We start from the raw sequence: 23384 nt of genomic DNA, 5'->3' as shown, positions 1-23384 counted from the left end.
CGACGGAGGGAGGGAGCGCAGCGACTGACCGGAGGAGTGAAGAATCGTGACTTGGGCGCCGCGAACCGCCCGAAGCGAAGCGTAGGGCAAATAACACAGGGTAGGCGGCGATGACGGCGATATGGTTCGGGCTGGCGGCGATCGCACTCGTGGGTGCGATCGTGCTGCTCTATTTCGATCGGCTGCAACGGCAGCGCACCGGGCACGTGCGGCAGGTCTGGGCGAAAACCCAGGGCTACACCTATGTTTCGGTGGAGCCCGCGCTGGCCTCCACCTGGCGGCGCGGCGCCCTGGCCAAACTCGGCTACCTGTCCGCCGTGGACGTGGTCTCCGGTAACCGCAAGGGCGAGAAGTTCGTGCTCTTCGATCTGGAGGACGCCGCCACCCTGGTCGCGGTGCGCCGGCAGATCGGCTCGGACATCGATATCGACCTGCGGCTGAAAACGGCTGCGCCACCCAAGGATCACGACCTGGAACTGCTCGGCGCGATCGGCGACCGGGTGGTGTTCGCGACCAACCCGGACATCGCGCGGCACGCGGTCGATCAGCGGATGGTGGCGTTCATCGAGTCGCTGCCGGATCAGGTGCAGCAGTTGTGGTCCGAGGGCAACTGGACCCTGGGCATGCTGCCGGTCGGGTCGGTCTCCAAGGATTGGGAGATGGCCATCGACGCGGTGCTGCGACTCTCGGGTCTGCTGCACGTGCTGCCGCCGGTCATCAACTCCGAGCGCGGCCGCGACGAACTGCCCGAGCCCGGGCGCTCGCGTCCGATGCCCGAGGACGACGGCTACGACGGCCACGACGAATACGGCGACTACGCCGACGACGAACTGGCGCGGCCGGACCTGCCGCCGCGCCCCCGCCCCGACGTCGACGACTACGAATCCCCGCTGGTCGGCGATATCGCCGGGGCCGCCGAATCCGGTGACGAATCCGAAAGCTGGCGTCCCGCACTGAAAGTCGTGCCCGACCCGCGCAACCGCCCGCGCCGCAACTGGCCGCCCGCCGCCGAGGGCGACCGGGATTTCGACGGCGAGGACGCGCCCCGCGACGACGACCAGGACTGGCAGGACGAGGACCCCGAATCCGATCGGGAGCCCGAGGAGGGCTGGCGCAAGGATCAGGGTCGCAGCGCCCCGCCCGGCGGTCCGTTCCATCCGGGGTTCCGGCCCTACCAGGGACCCGCTCCCCGGTGACTCGCCGCGCGGAGGATCGCCGAGGCATTTTTATGCGGGTAATCCCTCCGCGCGCAGCCGCCAGGCACCAGAATGGTGGCGCAATCTCGGTCATCGCCGACCGGTTCCCTGTCGTGCGACTGATAGGCGATTCCGGATGACCGCGAGCTCTCCACCGGTGGCCATGGTCACCGGCCCGACCTCCGGCATCGGCCAGGCCTACGCGCTGCGGCTGGCGGCACTGGGCTACGACCTGGTGCTGGTGGCGCGGGACGAGGATCGGCTGGCCGCGCTGGCACACGAGACCCAGGTGCGTTTCGGCGCCCGGGCGGAGGTGCTGCCCGCGGATCTGGCTCGCCCGCACGAACGCGACCGGGTGGTCGCGCGATTGTCCGAGGGCGTCGAATTCCTGGTCAACAACGCGGGATTCGGGATGACGGGCGAGTTCTGGACGCTGGAACCCGATGCCCTGCACAACCAGCTGGAAGTCAATGTCAGCGCCGTCGTGGAACTCACCCGCGCGGCGCTGCCGACCATGGTGCACGCCGCCAAGGGCACGGTGGTGAACGTGGCCAGTACGGCCGGTTTGATACCCGGTAGGGGTTCGACCTATTCGGCCTCCAAGTCGTACGTCGTATCCTTCTCGGAAGGGCTGGCGGGCGCGCTGGCCGGAACCGGAGTCCGGGTGCAGGCCTTGTGCCCGGGATTCGTTCGCACCGAATTTCATCGGCGAGCCGGGATCGACATGGCCTCGCTGCCGCGGCCGCTGTGGTTGAGCGTGGACGAGGTGGTGGCCGGTTCGCTGCGTGATCTGGAAAGAGACCGGGTGATCAGCGTGCCCGGCATGCAGTACAAGGCGATCGTCGCGGTCGCCGGACTGATCCCACGCTCCCTGGCGGCCCGCCTCAACCGGGGCTTGTTCAACGCACGCGGAAGGACATAGACACAGCAATGCAGGTAACGACTACCGACCGGGACAGACTCGCCGGACTCGTGCGCGACCTCGCCGTCGTACACGGCCGGGTCACGCTCTCCTCGGGCAAGGAAGCCGACTACTACGTGGACCTGCGCCGGGCCACCCTGCACCACGAGGCGGCGCCGCTGATCGGCAAGCTGCTACGCGAACTGGTCGCGGACTGGGACTTCGACGCGGTGGGCGGGCTGACCATGGGCGCGGACCCGGTCGCGGCGGCCGTGATGCACGCGCCCGGCCGTCCGGTCGATGCCTTCGTGGTCCGCAAGGCGGCCAAGACGCACGGCATGCAGCGCCAGATCGAGGGCCCCGACATCGTGGGCAAGCGGGTGCTGGTGGTCGAGGACACCACCACCACGGGCAACTCGCCGGTGACCGCGGTGCGCGCGCTGCGCGAGGCCGGGGCGATCGTGGTCGGCGTGGCCACCGTTGTCGACCGGGAGACCGGGGCCGACCAGGTCATCGCCGGTGAAGGTCTGGAATATCGGTCGATTCTCGGGTTGAAAGACCTGTCGCTGAGCTGACACCGCAGCGGGTCCCGAGACCGGGAACACAGCAGGTCTCGGGACAAATGTCCTTACTCTCGGGTTAACCCGACTTGGCTCTGTGCTGAACCCTTGCTCTGGGTTAGCCTGTGTCCTGGTCTTACGTCCGACAATGGTGTTGTGAAGGGTCGTGTGAGTCACCAGTGGTGAGCATTGCAATCAACAAGGGTCATTCGAATATTGCGATGCTCGGCATCGGTGCCTATCGTCCGCAGCGCGTCGTCAGCAATGCCGACGTGTGCGAGGTCCTCGACTCCACCCCCGAGTGGATCTTCGAACGCACCGGAATTCGTAACCGCCGCTGGATCTCCGGCGACGAGACGCTGCGCAGCATGGCGGTCGCGGCGGGCGAGCGGGCGCTGAAGAACACCGGCATCGACCGGTCCAAGATCGGCGCGCTGATCCTGGCCAGCTCCAGCTGGCTCAAGCTCACCCCGCACGGCGCGCCCAGCGTCGCCGCCGACCTCGGCATGAACGGCGTCCCGGCCTTCGACCTGGTCTCCGGCTGCGGCGGTTTCGGTTACGGCCTGGGTGTCGCGGCGGACATGATCCGTTCCGGCTCGGCCGAATACATCCTGATCATCGGCGCGGAGACGATGACCGTCGGCCTCGACCCGAAGGATCGCGGCACCGCCATGATCTTCGGTGACGGCGCGGGCGCGGTCGTGGTCGGACCCGCCGAGGAGAACGGCATCTCGCCGACCGTGTGGGGCTCCGACGGCGAGAACGCCGAAGCCATCGCGCAGGACGTCGACTTCCTGGAATTCATGAACAAGGCGCAGCGCCTGCAGGGCACCGACCCGGCGGTCGAGGCGGTCGGCCGGATGTCGCTGCACATGGAGGGCCCCAAGGTCTTCCGCTGGGCCGCGGTCACGCTGCCGCGCGCGCTCTCCAGCGCCATCGAGCTGTCGGGGGTGGCCAAGGAGGACATCGAGGTGTTCATCCCGCATCAGGCCAATGCCCGCATCAACGAGCTGATGAAGAAGAATCTCGGTCTCGCCGAGGACATTCCGATGGCCAACGACATCGAGAACACCGGCAACACCTCCGCCGCCTCCATCCCGCTGGCGATGGAGGAGATGCTGGTGACCGGTAAGGCCAAGGGTGGCCAGCTGGCGCTGCTGCTCGGCTTCGGCGCGGGCCTGTCCTACGCGGGTCAGGTCGCGGTGCTGCCCCCGGCCCCGGCCGAGCCGTCGTTCTGATTCATGCCCAACCTCTTTCGCGCCGCGTTCGCCGGTGCCGCCGCGCTGACGGTGTTCGGCGCGGTCACCGGTCGCGAGAAACTCCAGTGGGCCGCGAAGCCGCTGCTGATGCCGCTGCTGGCCGCCGATGTGGCGGTCAACGGTAGGGACCTGGATCCGGCCGATCGCGCCGTGCTGCTGGGTGCGCTGGCTGCGGCGACCGTCGGCGACGTGCTGCTCATCGACCCGGACGACGATCGCCGATTGATCACGGGCGCTTCGTCTTTCGCGGTCATGCAGACCGGGTACTCGTGGCTGTGGTTCCGGCGCGGCGGTCGGCCGCGCGCGCAGATCGCCGGCCCTCGGGTGGCGGCCTGGCTGGGTGCGGCGACGCTGATGCGGTTCAAGGCGCCGAGTGTGGCGCTGCCGCTCACCGTCTACGGTGCGACCCTGGGCACCGCGGCGACGCTGGCGTCCGATCCTGGGCTGGCCCGGGACGCGAAGAACATCGCGGGCGTGAACATTCCGAACTCGGATCCGCGCAGCCGGTTGGCGGTCGGCGCATTGCTGTTCACGCTGTCCGACGGATTGATCGTGCTGCGGCGAATTTTCGCGCGCGGCGAGAAGTCGCGGCGGGTCACCGAGGGCGTCATTCTCGGGACGTATGCGGCCGCGCAGTATCTGCTCGCGGATCCGCGAGCACACCGCGGATAACGAGTTCTCCTGCTCCGAAACGAGATCCGGCAGCCGAATTGGATTCGACTGCCGGATCTCGTTGTTCGTTTATCCCCGAGGGATCAGGGCAGGACCTGCGGAATGACATCCGGGGCCACCGCGCCGACGATCAGGCCGACCAGCGCGCCCTGGAAGGCCGGGCCGAGCATGCACAGCGGGATGAGCGGAATTCCGATGATGGTCACACCGCACACCACGGCGCCGAACGCCGCGCCGACAATGGCGCCGGCGGCCGCGCCATTACCCAGCGGATCATGGTTGGCGGCATTGGGATTGGTGGTGATGTCCTGCAGCGCAACCGGCTGCGCGGATTCCGGGGCGGCGGGCGCGTCCGGGGTGACGGCGGCATCGGCGATGGTCTGGACGATGGCGACCGGCTGCTGGGCGGCGACGGGCGCGGCCGCGGAAGCGGTGCCCGAGCTCGCGAACATGGCGGCGACGGCCAGCGGCATCGCCGCGACGAGAGCCTTACGGCCGAACTTCCCAATGGTGTTACGCATGATTTTTCCTGTCCTCCAGGCCCCCGCACGCTGAACTCAGATGGCGTGCAAAACGTTTCGAGTTGCCAATGCAACGGAACAAGTTCTATCCGAAAGCTCTCACCGAATCAAGTCTGTTCCCTGCTATTCGGTGAAAGCGGAATTGTGTTCGCCGCCACCGTCTCCGGTCAGTGCGCGGAGATCGCGGTCAAAAGGTCGCGTCCACCGGCGGATTCTTCCCACCAGGCGGTGTGGCCGAGGAAGTAGTCGGCATAGGCGATTTCGGCGTTCTTCTCATTCCCGCCGGGGATGACGCCGAGAAAGTAGTCGATCTCGGAGAGTTCGTACTCGCAATGGGCGAGTGGAATCAATGCCGGCAATGCATTTCGTTCGGGAATGGTCAAGGGGCGTACCGATTCGTATGCCGATACGAGTGCGCGCACCTGATCGGTGCGTATCCGCGCGGGTCCGCCGTCGCGAATCGAAATCCAGTCCACGGCACAGCGTTCGACGGCGATGGCGAGATCGTGGACCGCGGTGGTGCGGTCGCAGAGGCCGAAGTCGATGACGGTCGAGACCTCGCGGTCACGCCACAGCAGGTTGGTGCCGTGCCAATCGTTGTGTGTCCACAGCGGTTCCAGCTCGGCGAGCAGCGGACGCAGTCGCTCGGCGGCGGGGAGTTGAACGCGCGTGACGTCGCCGCGCCAGTCGCGGGCGGCGAGGAACCCGCCGAGCGCGGGGCGCTGTTCGGCGCGAACCTGTATCGCGGCAAGCGGATCCGTGGCGGCGAACAGGGCGAGGCCCGCGAGCAGTGGGCGGGGTCGGCGGGCCGGTGCGTCGTATCCGGCGGCGGCGAGGTGCAGGCGGGCGAGCATCCTCCCAGCCGCTGCGGCGTCGTCGAGCGAACGGTAGGGGGTCCAGGAGAAGACGCCCGCGTATTCGTCGACGCCGCCGCCGAATTCCTGCACCTCGTAGGTGAATTCGCCGCGTTCGAGGGTGCGCGGTACGGCGGGGATCGGAATGCCGCGGGCGCGTAGGTGATCCATGAAGCCGTGTTCCTCGCTCAGGGCTTCGGCGTCGCGCAGGGCGCGGGGGAGGCGTTTGACGATGACCGCGCGGCCGTCGGGCAGCCGGACCCGCGCGGTCGCCGAGAGCGGTCGCGGACTGCGCCATTCGATGACCGCGCGCCCGGCGGCATCGGTATGTCCCGCAACGGTTTCCACGCCGACCGCCGCACTCGCCTCGGCGGCTGTCAGGGGTGGCCAATCGGGTTCGACCAGGGCGTCGTGCCCCATGCCGAACACTCGATCCGCCCCGGCGGTCACCGGGTCAGGCTCGCTGCCGCTGCACGGACACCAGGAGCGCGGTCACCGCCGCGGCGATCAGGAACGAGAACAGCGAGGCCGACGACCACCAGCCCGGATGCACGTGCAGGGTGTCCTGCGCGTCGGTCCAGAATTTCGTCCACCAGCTGATGGAGCCCGGATTGAACAGCTGGTAGGTGACGAATCCGATGGCCCACGGCAGCAGCATGAGCGGCCGGGCGGGGGAATGCTGGGTGAGGTCCCAGCCGCGGCGGCCGCGCCCGAAGAAGTAGTCGACGATGAGCACCGCGCACAGCGGCACGAACACCGAGCCGATCAGCACCAGGAAGTTGGCGTAGCTGGTGAAGTCGTGCACCGGCAGCGCCAGCAGCGTGACCGCGAGCCCGACCAGCCCGGCCAGCAGTCGGCGGTCGACGCGCGGCAGCAGGTTCTGGATCGACATGGCGGTCGAGTAGATGTTGGCGAAGGACTGATCCGATTCGCGCAGCACCAGGACCGCGAAGAACAGCCAGCCCGCGGTCACACCGAGGAACGAGTCGAAGATCTTGCCGGAGTCGCCGCCCGATTGCAGGATGGCGATGATGCCCAGCAGATAGCACCAGATCTGCGCGATCGAGTAGCCGGTGACGGTGGCCCCGGCGGCGGTCTTGGCGGAGCGGGAGTGCCGGGTGTAGTCGGCGGCCAGCGGCACGAACGAGATCGACACCGCGAGCGCCGAGTCGACGGCGGGCCAGAAGCCGCTCCAGCTGGTCTGCGGTTGCGCCGGAATCGGTTGGCGCAGTAGCTGAACCGTGAAGTAGAGCATGGCGATGGCGACCGCCGCCGACACGTACTTGCGCAGTGCGCGCACCGAGCTCAACGGCCAGATGGCCATGGTGGTGGACAGGATGCCCGCGGCCACGATGACGATCCAGTGCGGGACCTTGTCATGGGTGAGCGCGGAGACACCCAGCGCGATGACGGTCAGCTCGTACACGCCCCAGCCGATGCACTGCACGATGTTCGCGGCGGTCGGCAGGTAGGAGAGCTTGGTGCCGAACAGTCCGCGCAGCACCGCCATGGCGGGTGCGCCGGTGAGGGTGCCGACCGCGCCGGGTCCGGCGACCATGGCCGCGCCGAGGACGGTGCCGAGCACGGTGGCCAGCAGGGCGCCCGCGATGGGCAGCGGCAGGGTCTGTCCGGCGGGCAGCAGCACCACGGCCGCACCGCTGAAGCCGATCAGGCTGACGCCCAGGTTCAGCCAGAACGCCGCCTGATCGGTGAACCCGAGGGTGCGTGGCGGCGCGGTGTCGAGCACCAGCGGCGCTTCCTGGTGGTCCGGTTTGTCGGCGATCGTCATGGTGTCCGATGCTACGACCAGGATGGGGCGAATCGGGCAGCCAGCCCTGTTGCCCGATGCATATATCTCACGAGGTCACAGGCACAGGATGATGCGGTCGCGGTTGTGCGGGTCGACGCGGATCGAAATCGTGCCGCCCACCGCGATTCTCGGCTTCACCACCGGTTCCACGTCGAAGACGATGCTGCCGTAATAGGTTTCCGAGCCCGGCACCACCAGTTCGAGGTCGAGGGCGGTGATCTCGGTGCAGTGGTCGGTGCGCTGGAGTGGATGCACGCCTTCGATATTGGCCCAGCCCTCGAGGCCGCGGCGGCGCAGGCGGCGGTCGGAACGGGTGGGGCGCTGGGCGAGCAGCATGCCCAGTCCGGCGAAGGTGCCGAAGAGTCCGACCAGGGTGATCACCTGGACGGGGACGGTTCCGGGTGGGGTGAGCGGCATCAGCCAGCCCAGCCAGAGGCCGAGGGCCAAGAGGTATGCGGCGGTCACGCCGAGCACGGTGCGGGCAATGCGCGCGTGGTCCATGACACCCTCCAACCACGGCTGCCGGAACTCCAGGATAGTCCCGAATGCGGTGCGGGGTGGCGGTATCGGTCGAGGTCAGGCTGGGGTTCGTAGCGCGGTCAGCGCGTCGAGGTCGAGGGGCAGGGGTAGGCCGTCCAGATCGAGGGTGACCCGGCCGGTGTACACACCGTTCGGTTCGTAGGTCTGGTGCCGCAGCCGATACACGGTGAGCCGCGACGTCGCCTCGATGTCCAGCAGCCAGTAGTGCGCGATGCCGGCCTCCGCGTACTCCGCGAACTTCATCACCCGATCGGTGCGTCGCGAACCCGGCGACACGATCTCGATGGCGGCCAGCACATCCGGCGGCCGCACCCGGGTGGCGTGGTCGGCCCCTGCGTCACCGCCCACCACCAGCACATCCGGCACCCGCACGGTCGGCGGCGTGCCGTCGTCGATGATCAATTCGATGCGCGCCATGGCGGCCACCCGCCGCGGCAGCGCCGGCTCCAGCTGAGCGGCCAAGCGCCACACCGCGAGTTGATGCCGCGGCGGCTGCGGCGCCACCAGCAGCACCCCGTCCACGAGTTCGCGGCAGTGCCGATTGTTCTCCGGCAGCAGCGACCACTCGGCCAGGGTGATCAGATGATTCGGCCAATACGCAACCGATTTCAGCAATTCCGCGGAACTCGACGCAGGCATGGACCCAGTCTTCCACGCTCGGCAACTACGCAGCGACGTTTCAACCCTTCAACCGCAAAACGGCCAGGACTCGCCGGTGATGCGAATCCGACGGCGGCAGTTCGAGCTTGCTGAAGATATTGCCGATGTGTTTTTCCACAGCCCGCTCGCTCACCGTCAGTGCCTGCGCGATGGCCGAATTGGACAGGCCCTGGGCCATGGATTCGAGCACCTCGCGTTCGCGCGGGGTCAGCCGGGCCAGTGAATCCTGTTGCCGGGCAGCGCCCATCAGCTGGCTGACCACCTCGGGATCCAGCGCGGTGCCGCCGGTGGCGACCCGGTGCAGGGCGTCGACGAAGTCGCCGATATCGGCGACCCGGTCCTTGAGCAGGTAGCCGACGCCGCTCGCGCCGGAGGCCAGTAGCTCGGTGGCGTAGCGGGTTTCGATCCACTGCGAGAACACCAGCACGCCGGTGCTCGGATGTGAGCGGCGCAGGGCGAGCGCGGCCAGCAGACCCTCGTCGGTGAAGCTGGGCGGCATCCGGACGTCGACCACGGCGACATCCGGCACATGTTCGGCGACCGCCGCGTGCAGACCGGTCGGATCGCCGACGGCGGCGGCGATTTCGAACCCGCGTTCCGCCAGCAGCGCGGTGAGCCCGTCGCGCAGGATGGCATTGTCCTCCGCGATCACCACGCGCAGCGGTCGATCCGTCGTGTCCATGCCCCCGATCATCGCGGGCCCGCGATCGGCAGCAGCAGGGTGACCACGGTCGGACCGCCCACCGGACTGTCCACCAGCAGCGACCCGTCCACCGAGCGCGCCCGTGCCGCCAGTCCCGAAAGACCGCCCACCACAACGGTTTCCCCCGAAACCTCGGTGGGTTGCAGTGCACCGCCCTGACCGTTGTCGCGCACGCTGACCGCCAGCAGGTCCGCACCCGACGGCAGCACCGCCACCCAGATCCGTTCCGCACCAGCGTGTTTCACCACATTGGTGAGCAGCTCGGCAACCGAGAAGTAGGCGATGGTCTCGATGGCCGGACTCGGCCGCACCGGCAACACCACCCGCAGCTCCACCGGGATCGCGCACCGCGCCGCCAGGGTTTCCAGCGCCGGTCCCAGCCCGAGATCCAGTGCGGGCGGGTGAATGCCGCGCACCAGTTCCCGCAGTTCGGTCAGCGCCTCCTTGGAACCGATGCGGGCCTGCGTCACCAGTTCGATGGCGTCGTCGCCGACCACCATCCGTTCCTCGGCGCGGCCCAGCATCATCGCGATGCTGACCAGCCGGGCCTGGGTGCCGTCGTGCAGGTCCCGTTCCAGGCGGCGCAGGGTGGCGGTGGAATCGTCGACCACGGCGCGACGGCTCTCCTGCAATTCGGCCACCCTGCGGTCGCGGGCGGTCGGGGTGAGCAGCCAGTACGACAGCGCCCGATGCAGCAGGCAGACGCCATGGACCAGCCACGGCAGCAGGAAGCAGCCGAGGATCCCGACGATCGCGACACCCAGCACCCGCGGCCAGGTTTCGACGTAGACGTCGCCGAACTGCATCATCGAATGGTGGGCGACGCCGTGCGAATCCACATTGGTCGGGTTGAACACCGCCCACACGATCGGGGAGACGGCGACCAGGACGGTGACCGCGACCACGATCAGCACCGTGTAGCCGAGCACCACGCCGAGCACGAACTCGAACAGCAGGAAGGCCAGCGCCCGCCAGCTGGCGCGATCGGTGAAAACGCTGCGCAGCCAGCCGATCGGGCCCGGCGCGGCCACGAACGGCGGCGGCTCGGGCAGCACGGTATCGAGCAGCGCCCGGGCCAGCCAGCGATAGACGCGGCCCCAGACCCGTCCGCCCAGCAGCACCGTCGCCAGTACCGGGACACCGATCACCAGGATCGAAAGGTACAGCGCGCCACCGAAACCCGCGAACAGGTAGACGGTCGCGACCAGGCCCAGCGCGAAAACGGCCAGCAGATAACCGAATTCCTTCCAGGTCCGGGCTCGGAACGGGGTCGCGAGGAAGACGCGCAGCCCGCCGAGCGCGGACTGTGCCGGAGTCGCGCCGTGCGGTGAACCCGTCGAATCGGGCGCGATATGGGGTGGAACGGCCGTCTCGGTCATGCCTACATCGTGGCGGTCGGGTGGGTGCGCGGGCGATGGTGCGGGCCCGGAAATCCGGGGTGTAGCCAGCACCACCCCCTAGCATCGACGCCATGACCTACGACCTGCCGGGCGCCGGCCCGAAGCCGGAGGACGACAAGCCCAAGCCCGAGGACGGTCAGCCGTCGGGCGGGCCGTCGCTGGAGAAGAACCCCGGCAGCGTGCAGGACAGCCCGGCCGCTGCCCAGTCCGGGACCGCACCGGAAACACCGGGCTACCCGCAGTACGGCGCCGGGTCCGCACCCGCGTACGACGCGCCCCCGCCGGGATACGGAACTCCGGCACCGGGCTACGACGCGGGCACCGGAACCCCGGGCGGCTACGACCTGCCGCCGGGCTTCGGTGCGGGACAGCAGCCGTACGGCACACCACAGGGGTACGGCACTCCGCCGGGCTACGGCGCACCGCAGGGATACGGTGCGACACCGGAATTCGGCGCCCCGCAGGGCTACGGCGCGAGCCAGGAATTCGGTCAGCCGGGATACGGCCAGCAGGCCTACGGTCAACCGCAGGCGTACGGCCAGCAGGGCTACGGCGCACCCGGTTACGTGCCGCCGAACCCGTATCCGCCCGCGCCGGGCCAGAACTGGGGCGCGGCCGGTTACTACCCCGGGCAGGCGTATTACGGTGCGCGCCAAGATCATCCGATGGCGATCATGGTGCTGATCCTCGGCGTCCTGAGCATCGTGCTGTGCCAGTTGATCGGACCGGTGGCCTGGGTGCTGGGCGCGAAGGCGCGCCGCGAGATCCAGGAGTCCAACGGCGCGCTCGGCGGCAGCGGCATGGTGACCGCGGGGTGGATCTGCGGCATCGTCGCGACCGGCATCATGATCGCCGCGGTGGTGTTCTTCGTGGTCCTGGCCGTGATCGGTGCGGCCTCCAGCTGAGGCGGCCGCTAGCATCGCCCGGGTGAGTTCCGCCCCGACAGCCGATGACACCCCCGGTCCGACCGAATGGGGTGAGCATCCGCACGGGGTGGGCCCCTGGCGTGCGGAGTACGACACCGAGCCGCCCGCCGACCCGCGCCTGGATCCGGAGTTGCTGGCGCACGGTGACCGCCGCAACGTGGTGGACGCCTACCGGTATTGGCGGCGGGAGGCGATCGTGGCCGATATCGACGCGCGCCGGCACCCGTTCCATGTCGCCATCGAGAACTTCGGCCACGACGCGAATATCGGCACGGTGGTGCGGACCGCGAACGCCTTCGCGGCGGCCGCGGTTCACATCGTCGGGCGCAAGCGCTGGAATCGCCGGGGCGCCATGGTCACCGACCGCTATCAGCACATCCATCATCACGAGGACACCGCCGCGCTGCTGGATTTCGCGGTCGCGCACGGGCTCACCGTGGTGGCGGTCGACAATGTGCCCGGTTCGGTGCCGATCGAGACCGCGCAGCTGCCGCGCGACTGCCTGCTGCTGTTCGGCCAGGAGGGTCCGGGCGTCACCGATGCCGCCAAACAGGCCGCCCGCCAGACCGTCTCGATCGCGCAATTCGGGTCCACCCGCAGCATCAATGCGGGTGTCGCCGCAGGTATAGCCATGCACGCCTGGATTCGACAGCACGCGGACCTGACGACCGCCTGGTAGCGCCGGTATTCAGGAGTGTCGTAACAAAATGGCCACAGTCGGGGGCATCCGGCAGGCAAGATAAGTCCTATGACTTCGCGGACCGGGCGCAATATCGAGCCGACCGCTGCCCTCTGGTCGGAGCGGGCGGATCTGGCGGAGTCGGCCATCCTTTCCAGACATCTGCGCACGTTGGTGGGGGTGCCGGGCACCCAGCTGGGGGTGGTCGGCTGGCCCGCGACCAAGCGGGAGCGGCTGTTCGCCTTCTGGCACTACTGGTGGCAGGCGCACCTGGTCGACTGCGCGGTGGATGCCGCGAACCGCGCCCCGACCCCCGCGCGGCAGCGTCGGCTGTGGTCGATCGCGCACGGCATGCGGATGCGCAATATCACCGGCTGGACCAACAACTACTACGACGATATGGCTTGGCTGACAATCTCTCTGGAGCGCGCCGAGCGCACCCAGGGGGTCAGCGAGGTGCGCGGTGCGCTGCTGGCTCTGGAGAAGGCTCTGGTCAACGGGTTCGAACCGCAGTTCGGCGCGGTGCCGTGGCGTAAGGGTTCGGACTTCTTCAACGCCCCTGCCAACGGTCCGGTCGGTATCGCGATGGCCCGGCTGGGTCGCTACGGCCGCGCCCAGGAGATCGCCGACTGGCTCGACGAACACCTGCGCGACAAGGAGACCGGTCTCATCTTCGACGGTATCCACCTACCCTCCGGCGAGGTCGAGACCCCGGTCTACAGCTACTGCCAGGGCGTGGTGCTGGGCCTGGAAACCGAACTGGCCGTGCACACCGGGGAACCCCGCCACACCGAGCGCGCACTGCGGCTGATCGACGCCATCGACGAGCACCTCACCGCGGGCGGCATCGTGACCGGTGACGGTGGCGGCGACGGCGGCCTGTTCAACGGCATCCTGATCCGCTACGTCGCGCTGGCCGCAGTGATGCTGCCCGGCGACGAGACCGTGCACATCGACGCCCGGCGCAAGGCCGCCACCATCGTGCGCAGGTCCGCGACCGCCGCCTGGGAGCACCGCCTCGACGTCGAGGGGGAGCCGTTGTTCGGCGCGGACTGGCGGCAGCCCGCCCGGCTGCCCGGCATCGCGGGCGCGGGCATCTTCGAGGGCGGTTCGGTGAGCGCCTCGCGCAGCCCGGAACGCGATCTGTCCGTTCAGCTTTCGGGTTGGAAACTGATGGAGGCCGCGCACACGGTGACGGCCGCCGGACTCTAGGCTCCGCGTCCCCACACGTCCGGCACGGTCGCGGCTTCCGACCCGTCGAGGTCGAAATCCTCTGCGGGGCGCGCCATTTCCGCCCGGTACTGGCGCAGACCGAGCAGCGTGCCGAGCACCAGCCCGACGATCAGCGTGCCGATCACCACGGGCATCAGCCAGGAGATGTTCTCCAGGAAACTGCCCGCGTAGTAGCCGATCAGCAGCAGTACCGGAGCCCAGATGATCGCGCCGACGGTCGAGGCGATGGTGTATTTGCGGTGGTCCATGCCGGCCGCGCCCGCCACCAGCGGGCACAGCGTGCGCACCCACGGAATCCAGCGGGCCACCAGCACGGCCAGGAACCCGTGGCGGTGCAGCAATTCCGTCACCCGGCCCAGATTCCGGGTGTTGATGTATTTGCCGTTCTTGCGCGCGACTATGTGATGCCCGGTGCGCTGCCCGACCACATAGCCGACCTGATTGCCCGCGATGGCGGCGATCATGGTGCCGACGGCCAGCGCCCACACCTGGGCCTCGCCGTTGAGCTGGGAGGCCATCACGACACCGGCGGTGATGAGCATGGAGTCACCGGGCAGGAACAATCCGATGATGAGCGCGCACTCGAGGAAAACGAAGGTGAGCACTACCGTCCAGACCAGCACCGGCCCGGCTGTCTCCAGCGGTCCGAAGCCGCCGGAGGCGAAGGTTAGCGGGGTGGTGGACACCGATGGCTCAGCGGTTCGGCTCGTTCGCCGTGGCGGCCAGCTCCGGCTGCTCGGGGACGGATCCGCGGTGCAGCAGGCTCTTCGCCACCGTGATGATGCCCGGCAGGATCGAGATCAACACGATGAGCAGGAAGATGGCTTCGACGTTCTTGCGAATGAATTCGACGTTGCCGAGGAAGTATCCGAGGATGGTGACGCCGCCGCCCCACAGCACCGCGCCGATGATGTCGACCAGCGCGAACTTGCGGTAGTCCATCTTCGAGACACCGGCCAGCACCGGCATGAACGTGCGCACGATGGGCACGAAGCGGGCCAGCACGATGGTCTTGGGGCCGTGCTTCTCGAAGAAGGCGTGCGTCTCGGTGAGATAGCGCTGCTTGAAGAAGCGGGTGTCTTCCTTCTTGAACAGCGCGGGCCCGATGGTCCGGCCTATCCAATAGCCGCTCTGATCGCCGAGCCAGGCGACGAAGGCCGTCGCGGGCACCAGCCACCAGATGTTCATCCCGGCCGGCGGATGCGCCTGAGCCGCCAGCAGACCGCCAGTGAACAACAGCGAGTCGCCGGGCAGGATCGGGAACAGCAGACCGGTCTCGATGAAAACGATGACGAGGATCGCCGGGAGCACCGCGTGCGACAACCACGTCTCCGTCAGGAGGTGCATGGGGTCCAAGATCGCGGGCAGCGCGGCGTTGGTCGTCACGGCATCGGATACGGCCAGCAAGGTCACGGCCACCACAGTACCGGTACCTCGGACATCACACCCAACCTCGAAGCAACCTCACGAACTTGTGGGGTATCAGAGGCCATTGGCCAGGAGAAAACGTGCTGCCTTATCGTGTCAGCTGACAGAATTTGTCGTACGCGCCACACACAATGGAGGTCACTGTGCCCATCGCGACTCCGGAGATCTACGCCGAGATGATTGCTCGGGCCAAGCAGAACTCCTTCGCGTACCCCGCGATCAACGTCACGTCTTCGGAGACCATCAACGCGGCCATCAAGGGCTTCGCGGACGCGGGCAGCGACGGCATCATCCAGTTCTCCACCGGCGGTGCGGAATTCGGTTCGGGTCTGGGCGTCAAGGACATGGTCGTCGGCGCGACCGCGCTGGCCGAGTTCGCGTATGTGGTCGCGGCGCGTTACGACGTGACGATCGCGCTGCACACCGACCACTGCCCGAAAGACAAGCTGGACACCTTCGTTCGTCCGCTGCTGGCCATTTCGGCCGAGCGCGTGAAGAACGGTCAGCTGCCGCTTTTCCAGTCGCACATGTGGGACGGTTCCGCGATCCCGATCGACGAGAACCTGGAAATCGCCAAGGAACTGCTGAAGCAGGCGCACGCGGCGAACATCATCCTCGAGGTCGAGATCGGTGTCGTCGGCGGTGAAGAGGACGGCGTCGAGGCCGAGATCAACGAGAAGCTCTACACCTCGCCCGAGGACTTCGAGAAGACCATCGACGCGCTGGGTTCCGGTGAGAACGGCAAGTACCTGCTGGCCGCCACCTTCGGCAACGTGCACGGCGTCTACAAGCCGGGCAATGTGGTGCTCAAGCCCGAGGTGCTGGCCGAGGGCCAGCGGGTCGCCGCCGCCAAGCTGGGTCTGGGCGCGGACGCGCAGCCGTTCGACTTCGTCTTCCACGGCGGTTCGGGCTCGCTGAAGTCGGAGATCGAGGACTCGCTGCGCTACGGCGTGGTGAAGATGAACGTCGACACCGACACCCAGTACGCCTTCACCCGTCCGGTCGCCGGGCACATGTTCGCCAACTACGACGGCGTGCTGAAGATCGACGGTGAGGTCGGCAACAAGAAGGTCTACGACCCGCGCAGCTACCTCAAGAAGGCGGAGACCTCGATGGCCGCCCGCGTGCTCGAAGCGTGCAACGACCTGAACTCGGCGGGACGTTCGATCAGCGCCAAGTAAGCTCAACGGTCGGGATCGTGCTGAAATCGGTTCGATCCGGGCAATTTTCGAGCGGCGGGCGCGCCGCGGTCTCTATCGAGGCAGGTGGCATGACTGTCGATGTGCGGGTCCTGGGCCCCGTGCAGCTGTTGGTCGCCGGCCGGTCCGTACCGGTCGGTGGCCCCAAGCCGCGTGCGCTGCTGGCGGCGCTCACGGTGAACCGGCGGCGTGCGGTGTCCTCACAGGCGCTGGCCGATATCGTCTGGAACGACGATCCACCGGATTCCTATCAGGCCAGTCTGCAGGTGTTCGTCTCGAACATCCGCAAGACGCTGCGCACGGCCGGGGTCGATCCGGTGGCGTTGCTGCGCACCGAATCCTCCGGCTATCGCCTCGAAATCGACGATGACGAATGCGATCTCGGACGGTTCGAGACGCTGCGCCGCGAGGGCGCGGAAGCGGCCGCCGTCGGCGATCCCAACAGTGCCGCCCGGCTTTTCGGTGAGGCGCTGGGCGAATGGAGCGGCCGCGCCCTCGACGATCTGTCGGGGCTGGGGTTCGCGGAGAGCTTCGCCACCGCCATGGACGAGGAGCGGCTGCTGGTCGCCTCCGCCCGCATCGACTCCGAGATCTCGCTGGGCCGAGCCTCTTCGGTCGTCGGCGAACTGGTGTCGATGACCAACGCGCACCCGCTGCGGGAACCACTGTGGGCGCAGTTGATCACCGCCCTCTATCTTTCCGGCCGCCAGGCCGACGCGCTGGACGCGTGCCGCCGGGTGCGCACCGTGCTCGCCGACGAGCTCGGCATCGATCCGGGTCCGGCGCTGGTCGCGCTGGAGCAGAAGGTGCTGCGTCAGGAACCGTTGAGCACCGGCCAGATTCACGAGGTCGAGCGGATGGCGAAGGCCATGACCGAGACCGTCACCGAGATGCCGCGGGCGGTGCGGGCCGGGCAGTTGCGAATGGCCGACGGCCGGGTCGCCCCGATCGCGGCTTCCGGCATGAAGATCGGCCGGATGACCGACAACGATCTGGTGCTGGAGGATCCGAAGGCCAGCCGCTATCACGCCCAGATCACTCCGAGCCGGGCCGGGCTGCTGATCAAGGATCTGCATTCGGCCAACGGCGTTTTCATCAACGAGGAGTCGATCGAGTCGGCGGCGGTGCTGGCCGACGGGGACGCCATCCGCATCGGCAGCACGGTGCTGATCTTCCAAGCCCTGCGCTGACCGGGCGCATTCGCTGTATTACGCTGCTGCACCGTTGGTTTCGGTACCCGGGGTGGTAGCGGTACGGCGTGTGTCTCGATTCGGTCGAGATCGGCGCAGTGCCGGTGATTCGCCGGGTTCCGGGGGTAGGGTCGCGCCCGGATGTGTCCGGGAAGCGGAGAATGTCGAGAGGTTGAGTGCATGGCCAAGCGGCTGCTGGCAGCTGCGGGGGCAGTCGTTTTCGGGGCGGGAGTGATGGTCGGGCTCGGTCGGCCGATCGCGGCGGCGGATCCGGATCCCGCTGCGGCCGCGACCGTTCCGGGTATCGGGCCCTGCTCGACCGACGCGAAACCGCAGCATGAATCGCTGGTCCCCAAGACCATCGAGATGCCGCTGTCGTATCCGGTGGTCACCGTCGACACCGGGCCGCTGCCGGAGAACACCAAGCGGGTCAAGATGGAACTGCCGTCGGACCCGTGCGTGAACCCGTGCCCGGATCTCACCGACGGCCCGGCCCCCGCGCCGACCCTGCCCGAACAGCTGGGTTTGCCGCGCCTGATCCTGCGGCCGCAACCGTTCAATTTCGCGTTCCCCAACCCGAATCCGCAGCCGCTGCCGCCCGGACCGGCCCCGGTGAACCCGCCCGTCGAGGCCGCGCCGCAGGTTCCGGCCCGCGCGGTCCCGCAGATCTCGAACGTCACCGAGACGGCCAAGCTGACGGGTGCGAACTCGGTGAACCGCACCGACAAGCGCTGGCAGGTGCAGGGCACCGATCTGGGCATCATGTGGGAGTCCGCGCCCGACGAGATCGCCATCGCCTTCGGTGACACCGTCGGCCACGACTTCCATCCGCCGGGCGGCATGGGCGACGACTGGCGCTCGAACCTGTTGGCGTTCAGCAAGAATCGCGACCTGTCGCAGGGCGTCACCTTCGACCACATGGTGACCGACGACCGCTGCCACGCCTCGGAACTGCTGAGCAGCCGCAAGATGGACAATATCGAGATCACCACCATCCCGACCTCGGGCTTCGCCATCGGCGACCGGCAGTACATGAGCTACATGTCGATCCGCACCTGGAACTCGATTCCCGGCACCTGGTACACCAACTACGGCGGCATCGCCTACTCCGACGACCACGGCGAACACTGGACCAAGGACCCGTACGCCAAGTGGGACAACATCTTCGGCGTCTCCAACTTCCAGGTCGCGGCCATGGTGCCGCAGGGCGACTGGGTGTACATGTACGGCATCCCCAATACCCGCCTGGGCTCGGTCGGGCTGGCGCGGGTGCCCCGCGACCAGGTCCTCAACGTCACCGCCTACCAGTACTGGAAAGACGGCGCGTGGATTCCGGCGCGTGACGGGCTCGTCGACGTCTCACCGGTGGTCGACGCTCCGGCCGCCGAACTTTCGGTGCGCTACGACGCCGACCGCAAGGTGTGGCAGATGAGCTACCTGGACACCGCGAAAGCCGCTCTGGTGGTGCGTGAATCGGATTCGCCGCAGGGTGTCTGGTCCGACAGCGCGGTCACCGTGAGTGCGCTGCAATTCCCGGAGCTGTACGGCGGGTTCATCCACCCCTGGTCGACCGGTAAGGACCTGTACTTCACCATGTCGACCTGGAGTGACTACAACGTCTACCTGATGCACGCGACGCTGGGCTGATCAGTCGCGTTGCGGGACAGCCGAAAACAGAGCGGGCCGCGCGAAACGCGCGGCCCGCTCGATGTTTTCGGGATCTCAGCTCAGCCGGATCTCGGCGACGGCGCGGCCGAAGAGCTTCTTGCCCTCCGAGGTCGCGCCGAGAACCACGGTGGCCGTGCCGTTCTCGGTGTCGACCGACTTCACCTTGCCGGTGAACTCGACGACGGTCGGCGCGGTGGGCTCGACCGGCACGAAGCCGGAGAACCGCACGCTGAACTTGCCGATGGCGGCCGGGTCGCCCAGCCAGTCGGTGAGGTAGCCCGCGGTCAGGCCCATGGTGAGCATGCCGTGCGCGACCACGGTCGGCAGGCCGACCAGTTTGGCCGCGGTGTCGCTGAAGTGGATCGGATTCGGGTCGCCGGAGACGCCCGCGTAGTTCACCAGGTCGCCGCGGGTGACGGGGACCTTGGCCGCGGGTAGCTCGCTACCGGCGGCGACGGTGTCCCGGGTGGGGACGGTGTGCACCGGGCGGGCGGGCGCGGGGGCGGCCAGCTCGGCCACCTCGTCGGGCGCCAGCAGGATCAGGGCGTTGGGGTCGGCCTCGGACTCGCCGGGGACCGCGACATGGCCGTGCATGACCACGCCGGTCACCGTCTGCACCATGGCCGGATCGATCTCGACGCCCTTGCGGGCCACGATGGTGGTGGTGGCGACCAGGACCGGCAGCACGTCGGCGTCGGTGAGGGTGACCTTGACACTGATGAAGTCGTTGTCGCCGAAGCTGCGGATGCTGTCGACCACCACGTCCACGCCCAGGCGGTCCTCGGCCAGGATCGGGCGGTGGTATTCGAAGACCTGATCGGTCTGCAGGATCTGCGAGACGTCGTACTCGGTGAGCACGGTGCCGATCAGCGAGCGGGTGGTGGCCGCGCCGATCACCGACGCGAAGGTCGGCGAGGCGATCAGGCCGCCGTGGCCGAGTTCGAGGGCGGCGGCCTCGCGGTGGTGGGCGGGGTGGTTGTTGCGGACGGCGCGCGCGAATTCGCGGACCTTCTCCCGGCCGACGTCGTAGTGGTCGCGAACCCGGAAGTGACGGCCGACCAGTTCGGTTGCCGTGGGGCCGGTCTCCGCTGCGGCGACCGCCGCCAGAATTTCTGCTGCCGTTTCCGGCATGATGTCCGCTGCCGTTTCCGGCATGGTGTCTTCTCCCTGCAAATCGATACCCGGTGGGCCCGCGTCGGTGCGGCATGTGCACGGCGATCCGATGGCGTGCACTACAGCGCGGCGGCTTTGCAGCCGCAGCACCGTTCCGCGAACGCGGAACGGGCCGACATGGCTGGCCCAGACAATCCGACGTATATTACCGGCGGGTTGGACCAGTGACCAGGGCTTTGTGATGTTCATCGCGACCGGGGCCGCGAATGCTTCACTTACCGGTTTGCGGGTCGCACACCTTCCACGATCCACCGTCATTGCGGAGATCGAAGGTGCGCGCCGAGGTCTTCGACGGGTCCGCGGCGGTGTACACGGTGGCCTGCGCCATCGCGGTATCGCCGGTGACCTTGACCGCGTCGACGCTCTTCACCAGCGGAATGCTCTTCTGGTCCTTGGACGTTCGGTACACGCCCGCGAACTGATCCGCCGAGATGTTCTGGTAGAAGTCGTGCTGCGCGCCACAGGTAACCGACCGCAGGGTATCCAGATTGCCGCTGGACAGCGCATCCGTGTACGAGGTGATCGACTTCTGCACCAACGCTTCCGGCGAATTGTTGTTGCTGTGCTGCACGACTCCGAACACCACGCCCGCGATGGCGATCACCGCGACCGCGGCCGCCGCCACGATCATCCACAGCTTCTTCGACCCGCGCCCGGCCTGCGCCGGGGCGGCATCGGCCACCTCACCGGCGGCAGGCACCCGCAACGGCTGCGCCACCGGCCGATCCCCACCGGGAACCCCTTGCGGCCCAACCTGACCCGGCCCACCCGCCGGTCCCTGCGCACCCGCACCGACCGGTCCGGGCCCGCCCTGCCCGGGCGCGATACCGCCGGGCGCACCGTTGTTCCCCTGCGGCCCACCGGGACCCTGCGCTGCACCCGCACCGACCCGCTGCGGCCCCACCAGTCGCGGCCCGCCGATCGGCTGCCCCGGCATGGTCGGCTGCATATCCGCGGGTGAGGGCGCGCTGGCCGGTCGCCGCGGCCCCATGGGCGGCCGCGGCGGTGCGGGACGAGTCTCGTCGACGCCACCCTCCTCCGGCCGATTCCCCTGCGGCCCGACATTCCGCGGCCCCACATTGCCGCGCGGCGACTGCGGCAACTTGCTGACCGCCCGCCCCTGCGGCCCCGAAACCCGCATCTTCTGCGTCGCCTGATCCCCGGTGACGATCGGCAACGCAGTAGTGGCGTCATCCATCCCCGCCGGGAACTTCTTGATCACAACAGTTTCCGAGTCCCCACCCGACCCCTGCTGCCCGCCGTCACCTTCCCCGTCGGCCTCACTCTGCCGCGCACCCGCGCCGCCATCAGCCGACTCACCCTGCTGCCCAACACCTCCGGGCCCATTCGCAGCCCCGCCGCTGTTGGCCGCGCCGCTGTTGCCCGGTGCACTGCTGCTGCCCTGCGCCCCTTCACGTCCCGCCGCGCCGGATTTCTCAGTCGCACCACCGTTATCGGTAGCGCCCCCGGAACCTCCCGACGCCTGGCTCTTCCCGGCCGCAGTTGGGTCACCGGTTCCACCATTGCCTGCCGTATTGCCGCCACCGGCCGCACCCGCGTCCGCGCCGCCACCGACAGTCCGCCCCGCGATAGCCGCACCGGCAGCAGCCGCGGCAGCAGTCCGCCCCGCCACACTGTCAGCGCCCTTACCCGCCGCCTGCCCCGACTTACCCTCTCCAGCAGGCGTTCCACTCTGCTGCCCAGCCTTCGCCGCCCCACCCCGCTCGGGCCGCTGAATCGGAATGAACTGCGTAGGAGCATCATCCGCCCCCGCACGCACACCACCCGACTGCTGCTTGCCCACGTTCGCCCCTTGCCCGCCCGGGGCAGACTGCTGTCCACCGGCTCCGGGCTGCTGCACGCGAGACGCACCCTGCTGCCCACCCGAAGCGGACTGCTGTCCACCACCGTTTGGAGCATCCTGCGGCGCATCAGTGTTCGAGGCCTGGTTTCCCGCGGCAGACGGCTGTCCGCCCTGACCTGGGCGCTGAACATTCGACACGGGCTGCTGCCCGCCGACGCCGGGGCGCTGAATATTCGTCACAGGCTGCTGGCGAGCGGCTCCGGAGGGCTGATTGCCACCCGAGTTCGGCTGCTGCGTACCCGGACCGGACTGCTGCCCAACAGGATTCGACTGCTGATTGCCCGCGACCGGCGGCTGCCCGCCTTGTCCCGGTCGCTGCACGTTGGGGACAGGCCGTTGCCCGCCAACTCCTGCCGGCTGGTTGTCACCCGAATTCGACTGCTGAGCACCGGCACCGGGGCCCGACTGCTGTCCGGCGGGAGCGGACTGTCCGCCGAGGTTCGACCGCTGTCCGCCCGGGCCACCCTGCGACGCACCGGCATTCGGCTGCTGGCTTCTTGCGGCGGGAGGCTGGCTACCGGAGCCCGGGCGCTGCGTGTTCGGCGCACTCGGCTGTCCGGGGGCTCCCGAGGGCTGGTTGCCACTCGCGGTCGGCTGGTTCGGGGTGGGCTGGGGGCCGGAGGCGCCCTGGCCGGGGCGGCGGATCTGGATCATCTGGGTGGTGCTGTCGGCCGGGGGCTCCGGGGCGGGGTTGCTCGGGGGAGTTGAGACTGGGCGGTTGGCCTTGTTGGCGGGGGTTGCCGTGGGGCCCCCGGCGCGGGGGGTTTCGTAGTGGATGGTGGCGAAGCCGGGCTTGGCGGGCGGGTTGGCCTGGGCCGGAGCGGGATTCGCGGTGCCACGGGTGGGGAGGGCCGGGCCGCGGGCGGGGATCACCTCGGTGGCGGCGGTGTCGGCGGGGGAGTCGGCCGGGGTCTCGGCGGCGGGGGCCGCCTGGTCCGCCGGGGCCGG

General features: G+C 68.6%; 23 protein-coding genes. 12 read left to right on the top strand and 11 right to left on the bottom strand.

Features of this window, described 5'->3' with window-relative positions; all coding sequences use genetic code 11:
• Positions 1 to 110 precede the first annotated feature (110 nt).
• The 5 genes from OG300_RS30335 (at position 111) to OG300_RS30315 (ending at position 4588) form a co-directional block, all read left to right on the top strand.
• The gene (locus OG300_RS30335) at positions 111 to 1196 is read left to right on the top strand and encodes a hypothetical protein (RefSeq protein ID WP_405486829.1); all 1086 of its coding nucleotides are present in this window, start codon (positions 111 to 113) and stop codon (positions 1194 to 1196) included.
• 136 nt (positions 1197 to 1332) lie between these two features.
• On the top strand, positions 1333 to 2118 hold the full coding sequence (locus OG300_RS30330; RefSeq protein ID WP_405486827.1) for an SDR family NAD(P)-dependent oxidoreductase: 786 nt from the start codon (positions 1333 to 1335) through the stop codon (positions 2116 to 2118).
• Positions 2119 to 2126: 8 nt separating this feature from the next.
• Entirely contained in the window at positions 2127 to 2672 is a 546-nt protein-coding gene (pyrE, locus tag OG300_RS30325; RefSeq protein WP_405486825.1) for an orotate phosphoribosyltransferase, read from the top strand.
• A gap of 164 nt (positions 2673 to 2836) precedes the next feature.
• The gene (locus OG300_RS30320) at positions 2837 to 3895 is read left to right on the top strand and encodes a beta-ketoacyl-ACP synthase 3 (RefSeq protein WP_405486823.1); all 1059 of its coding nucleotides are present in this window, start codon (positions 2837 to 2839) and stop codon (positions 3893 to 3895) included.
• A 3-nt stretch (positions 3896 to 3898) separates the two neighbouring features.
• Positions 3899 to 4588 (top strand): lysoplasmalogenase, encoded by a 690-nt coding sequence (locus OG300_RS30315; RefSeq protein ID WP_405486821.1) that lies wholly within the window; start codon positions 3899 to 3901, stop codon positions 4586 to 4588.
• 83 nt (positions 4589 to 4671) lie between these two features.
• On the opposite strand, the gene OG300_RS30310 is transcribed toward OG300_RS30315, so the two are convergent.
• From OG300_RS30310 to OG300_RS30280, 7 genes are all read right to left on the bottom strand, one after another.
• Entirely contained in the window at positions 4672 to 5109 is a 438-nt protein-coding gene (locus OG300_RS30310) for a hypothetical protein (RefSeq protein ID WP_405486819.1), read from the bottom strand.
• A gap of 167 nt (positions 5110 to 5276) precedes the next feature.
• The gene (locus tag OG300_RS30305; RefSeq protein ID WP_405486817.1) at positions 5277 to 6413 is read right to left on the bottom strand and encodes a phosphotransferase enzyme family protein; all 1137 of its coding nucleotides are present in this window, start codon (positions 6411 to 6413) and stop codon (positions 5277 to 5279) included.
• A gap of 4 nt (positions 6414 to 6417) precedes the next feature.
• Positions 6418 to 7752, bottom strand: coding sequence for a purine-cytosine permease family protein (locus OG300_RS30300; protein ID WP_405486815.1), 1335 nt, complete (start codon positions 7750 to 7752; stop codon positions 6418 to 6420).
• Positions 7753 to 7827: 75 nt separating this feature from the next.
• Entirely contained in the window at positions 7828 to 8274 is a 447-nt protein-coding gene (locus tag OG300_RS30295) for a hypothetical protein (protein ID WP_405486813.1), read from the bottom strand.
• Between the two features lie 75 nt (positions 8275 to 8349).
• Positions 8350 to 8952, bottom strand: coding sequence for a Uma2 family endonuclease (locus OG300_RS30290; protein WP_405486811.1), 603 nt, complete (start codon positions 8950 to 8952; stop codon positions 8350 to 8352).
• A 40-nt stretch (positions 8953 to 8992) separates the two neighbouring features.
• Complete coding sequence (locus OG300_RS30285) at positions 8993 to 9634, bottom strand: LuxR C-terminal-related transcriptional regulator (RefSeq protein WP_405498734.1); 642 nt, start codon at positions 9632 to 9634, stop codon at positions 8993 to 8995.
• A 29-nt stretch (positions 9635 to 9663) separates the two neighbouring features.
• Entirely contained in the window at positions 9664 to 11055 is a 1392-nt protein-coding gene (locus OG300_RS30280) for a sensor histidine kinase (protein ID WP_405486809.1), read from the bottom strand.
• Positions 11056 to 11147: 92 nt separating this feature from the next.
• On the opposite strand from OG300_RS30280, the gene OG300_RS30275 reads away from it, so the two are divergent.
• The 3 genes from OG300_RS30275 to OG300_RS30265 all read left to right on the top strand — a co-directional run bounded on the left by OG300_RS30275 (position 11148) and on the right by OG300_RS30265 (position 13893).
• On the top strand, positions 11148 to 11981 hold the full coding sequence (locus OG300_RS30275; protein ID WP_405486807.1) for a hypothetical protein: 834 nt from the start codon (positions 11148 to 11150) through the stop codon (positions 11979 to 11981).
• Between the two features lie 22 nt (positions 11982 to 12003).
• Positions 12004 to 12681, top strand: coding sequence for a TrmH family RNA methyltransferase (locus tag OG300_RS30270; protein WP_405486805.1), 678 nt, complete (start codon positions 12004 to 12006; stop codon positions 12679 to 12681).
• 69 nt (positions 12682 to 12750) lie between these two features.
• Positions 12751 to 13893, top strand: coding sequence for a glycoside hydrolase family 76 protein (locus OG300_RS30265; RefSeq protein ID WP_405486803.1), 1143 nt, complete (start codon positions 12751 to 12753; stop codon positions 13891 to 13893).
• Here OG300_RS30265 and OG300_RS30260 read toward each other — a convergent pair.
• Together OG300_RS30260 and OG300_RS30255 are read right to left on the bottom strand one after the other, a co-directional pair.
• The gene (locus OG300_RS30260) at positions 13890 to 14600 is read right to left on the bottom strand and encodes a DedA family protein (RefSeq protein ID WP_405486801.1); all 711 of its coding nucleotides are present in this window, start codon (positions 14598 to 14600) and stop codon (positions 13890 to 13892) included. The genes OG300_RS30265 and OG300_RS30260 overlap by 4 nt on opposite strands.
• 7 nt (positions 14601 to 14607) lie before the next feature.
• Positions 14608 to 15261 carry a DedA family protein gene (locus OG300_RS30255; RefSeq protein ID WP_405498733.1) on the bottom strand — a complete coding sequence of 218 codons (654 nt, stop codon included), beginning with the start codon at positions 15259 to 15261 and terminating at the stop codon, positions 14608 to 14610.
• A gap of 224 nt (positions 15262 to 15485) precedes the next feature.
• Between OG300_RS30255 and fbaA the strand changes: the two genes are divergently transcribed.
• From fbaA to OG300_RS30240, 3 genes are all read left to right on the top strand, one after another.
• Positions 15486 to 16523, top strand: coding sequence for a class II fructose-bisphosphate aldolase (gene fbaA / locus OG300_RS30250; protein ID WP_405486799.1), 1038 nt, complete (start codon positions 15486 to 15488; stop codon positions 16521 to 16523).
• An 89-nt stretch (positions 16524 to 16612) separates the two neighbouring features.
• Positions 16613 to 17731, top strand: a complete 1119-nt coding sequence (locus OG300_RS30245; RefSeq protein WP_405486797.1) for a BTAD domain-containing putative transcriptional regulator — start codon at positions 16613 to 16615, stop codon at positions 17729 to 17731.
• 180 nt (positions 17732 to 17911) lie between these two features.
• A complete protein-coding gene (locus OG300_RS30240; RefSeq protein WP_405486795.1) occupies positions 17912 to 19378 on the top strand; it encodes a DUF4185 domain-containing protein in 1467 nt (488 codons plus the stop codon).
• A gap of 75 nt (positions 19379 to 19453) precedes the next feature.
• On the opposite strand, the gene OG300_RS30235 is transcribed toward OG300_RS30240, so the two are convergent.
• The gene (locus tag OG300_RS30235; protein WP_405486793.1) at positions 19454 to 20554 is read right to left on the bottom strand and encodes a fused (3R)-hydroxyacyl-ACP dehydratase subunits HadA/HadB; all 1101 of its coding nucleotides are present in this window, start codon (positions 20552 to 20554) and stop codon (positions 19454 to 19456) included.
• A gap of 229 nt (positions 20555 to 20783) precedes the next feature.
• Positions 20784 to 21794 (bottom strand): hypothetical protein, encoded by a 1011-nt coding sequence (locus OG300_RS30230; RefSeq protein ID WP_405486791.1) that lies wholly within the window; start codon positions 21792 to 21794, stop codon positions 20784 to 20786.
• 591 nt (positions 21795 to 22385) lie between these two features.
• Here OG300_RS30230 and OG300_RS30225 point away from each other — a divergent pair.
• Complete coding sequence (locus OG300_RS30225; RefSeq protein ID WP_405486789.1) at positions 22386 to 23144, top strand: hypothetical protein; 759 nt, start codon at positions 22386 to 22388, stop codon at positions 23142 to 23144.
• The last annotated feature ends 240 nt before the right edge of the window (positions 23145 to 23384 follow it).

Origin of the sequence: Nocardia sp. NBC_00511 (assembly GCF_045161165.1) — a bacterium.
In the GTDB taxonomy this organism is placed as follows: Bacteria; Actinomycetota; Actinomycetes; order Mycobacteriales; family Mycobacteriaceae; genus Nocardia.
The sequence above is the reverse complement of the archived record's forward strand: the minus strand, read 5'-3'. Positions and strand labels throughout refer to the sequence as shown.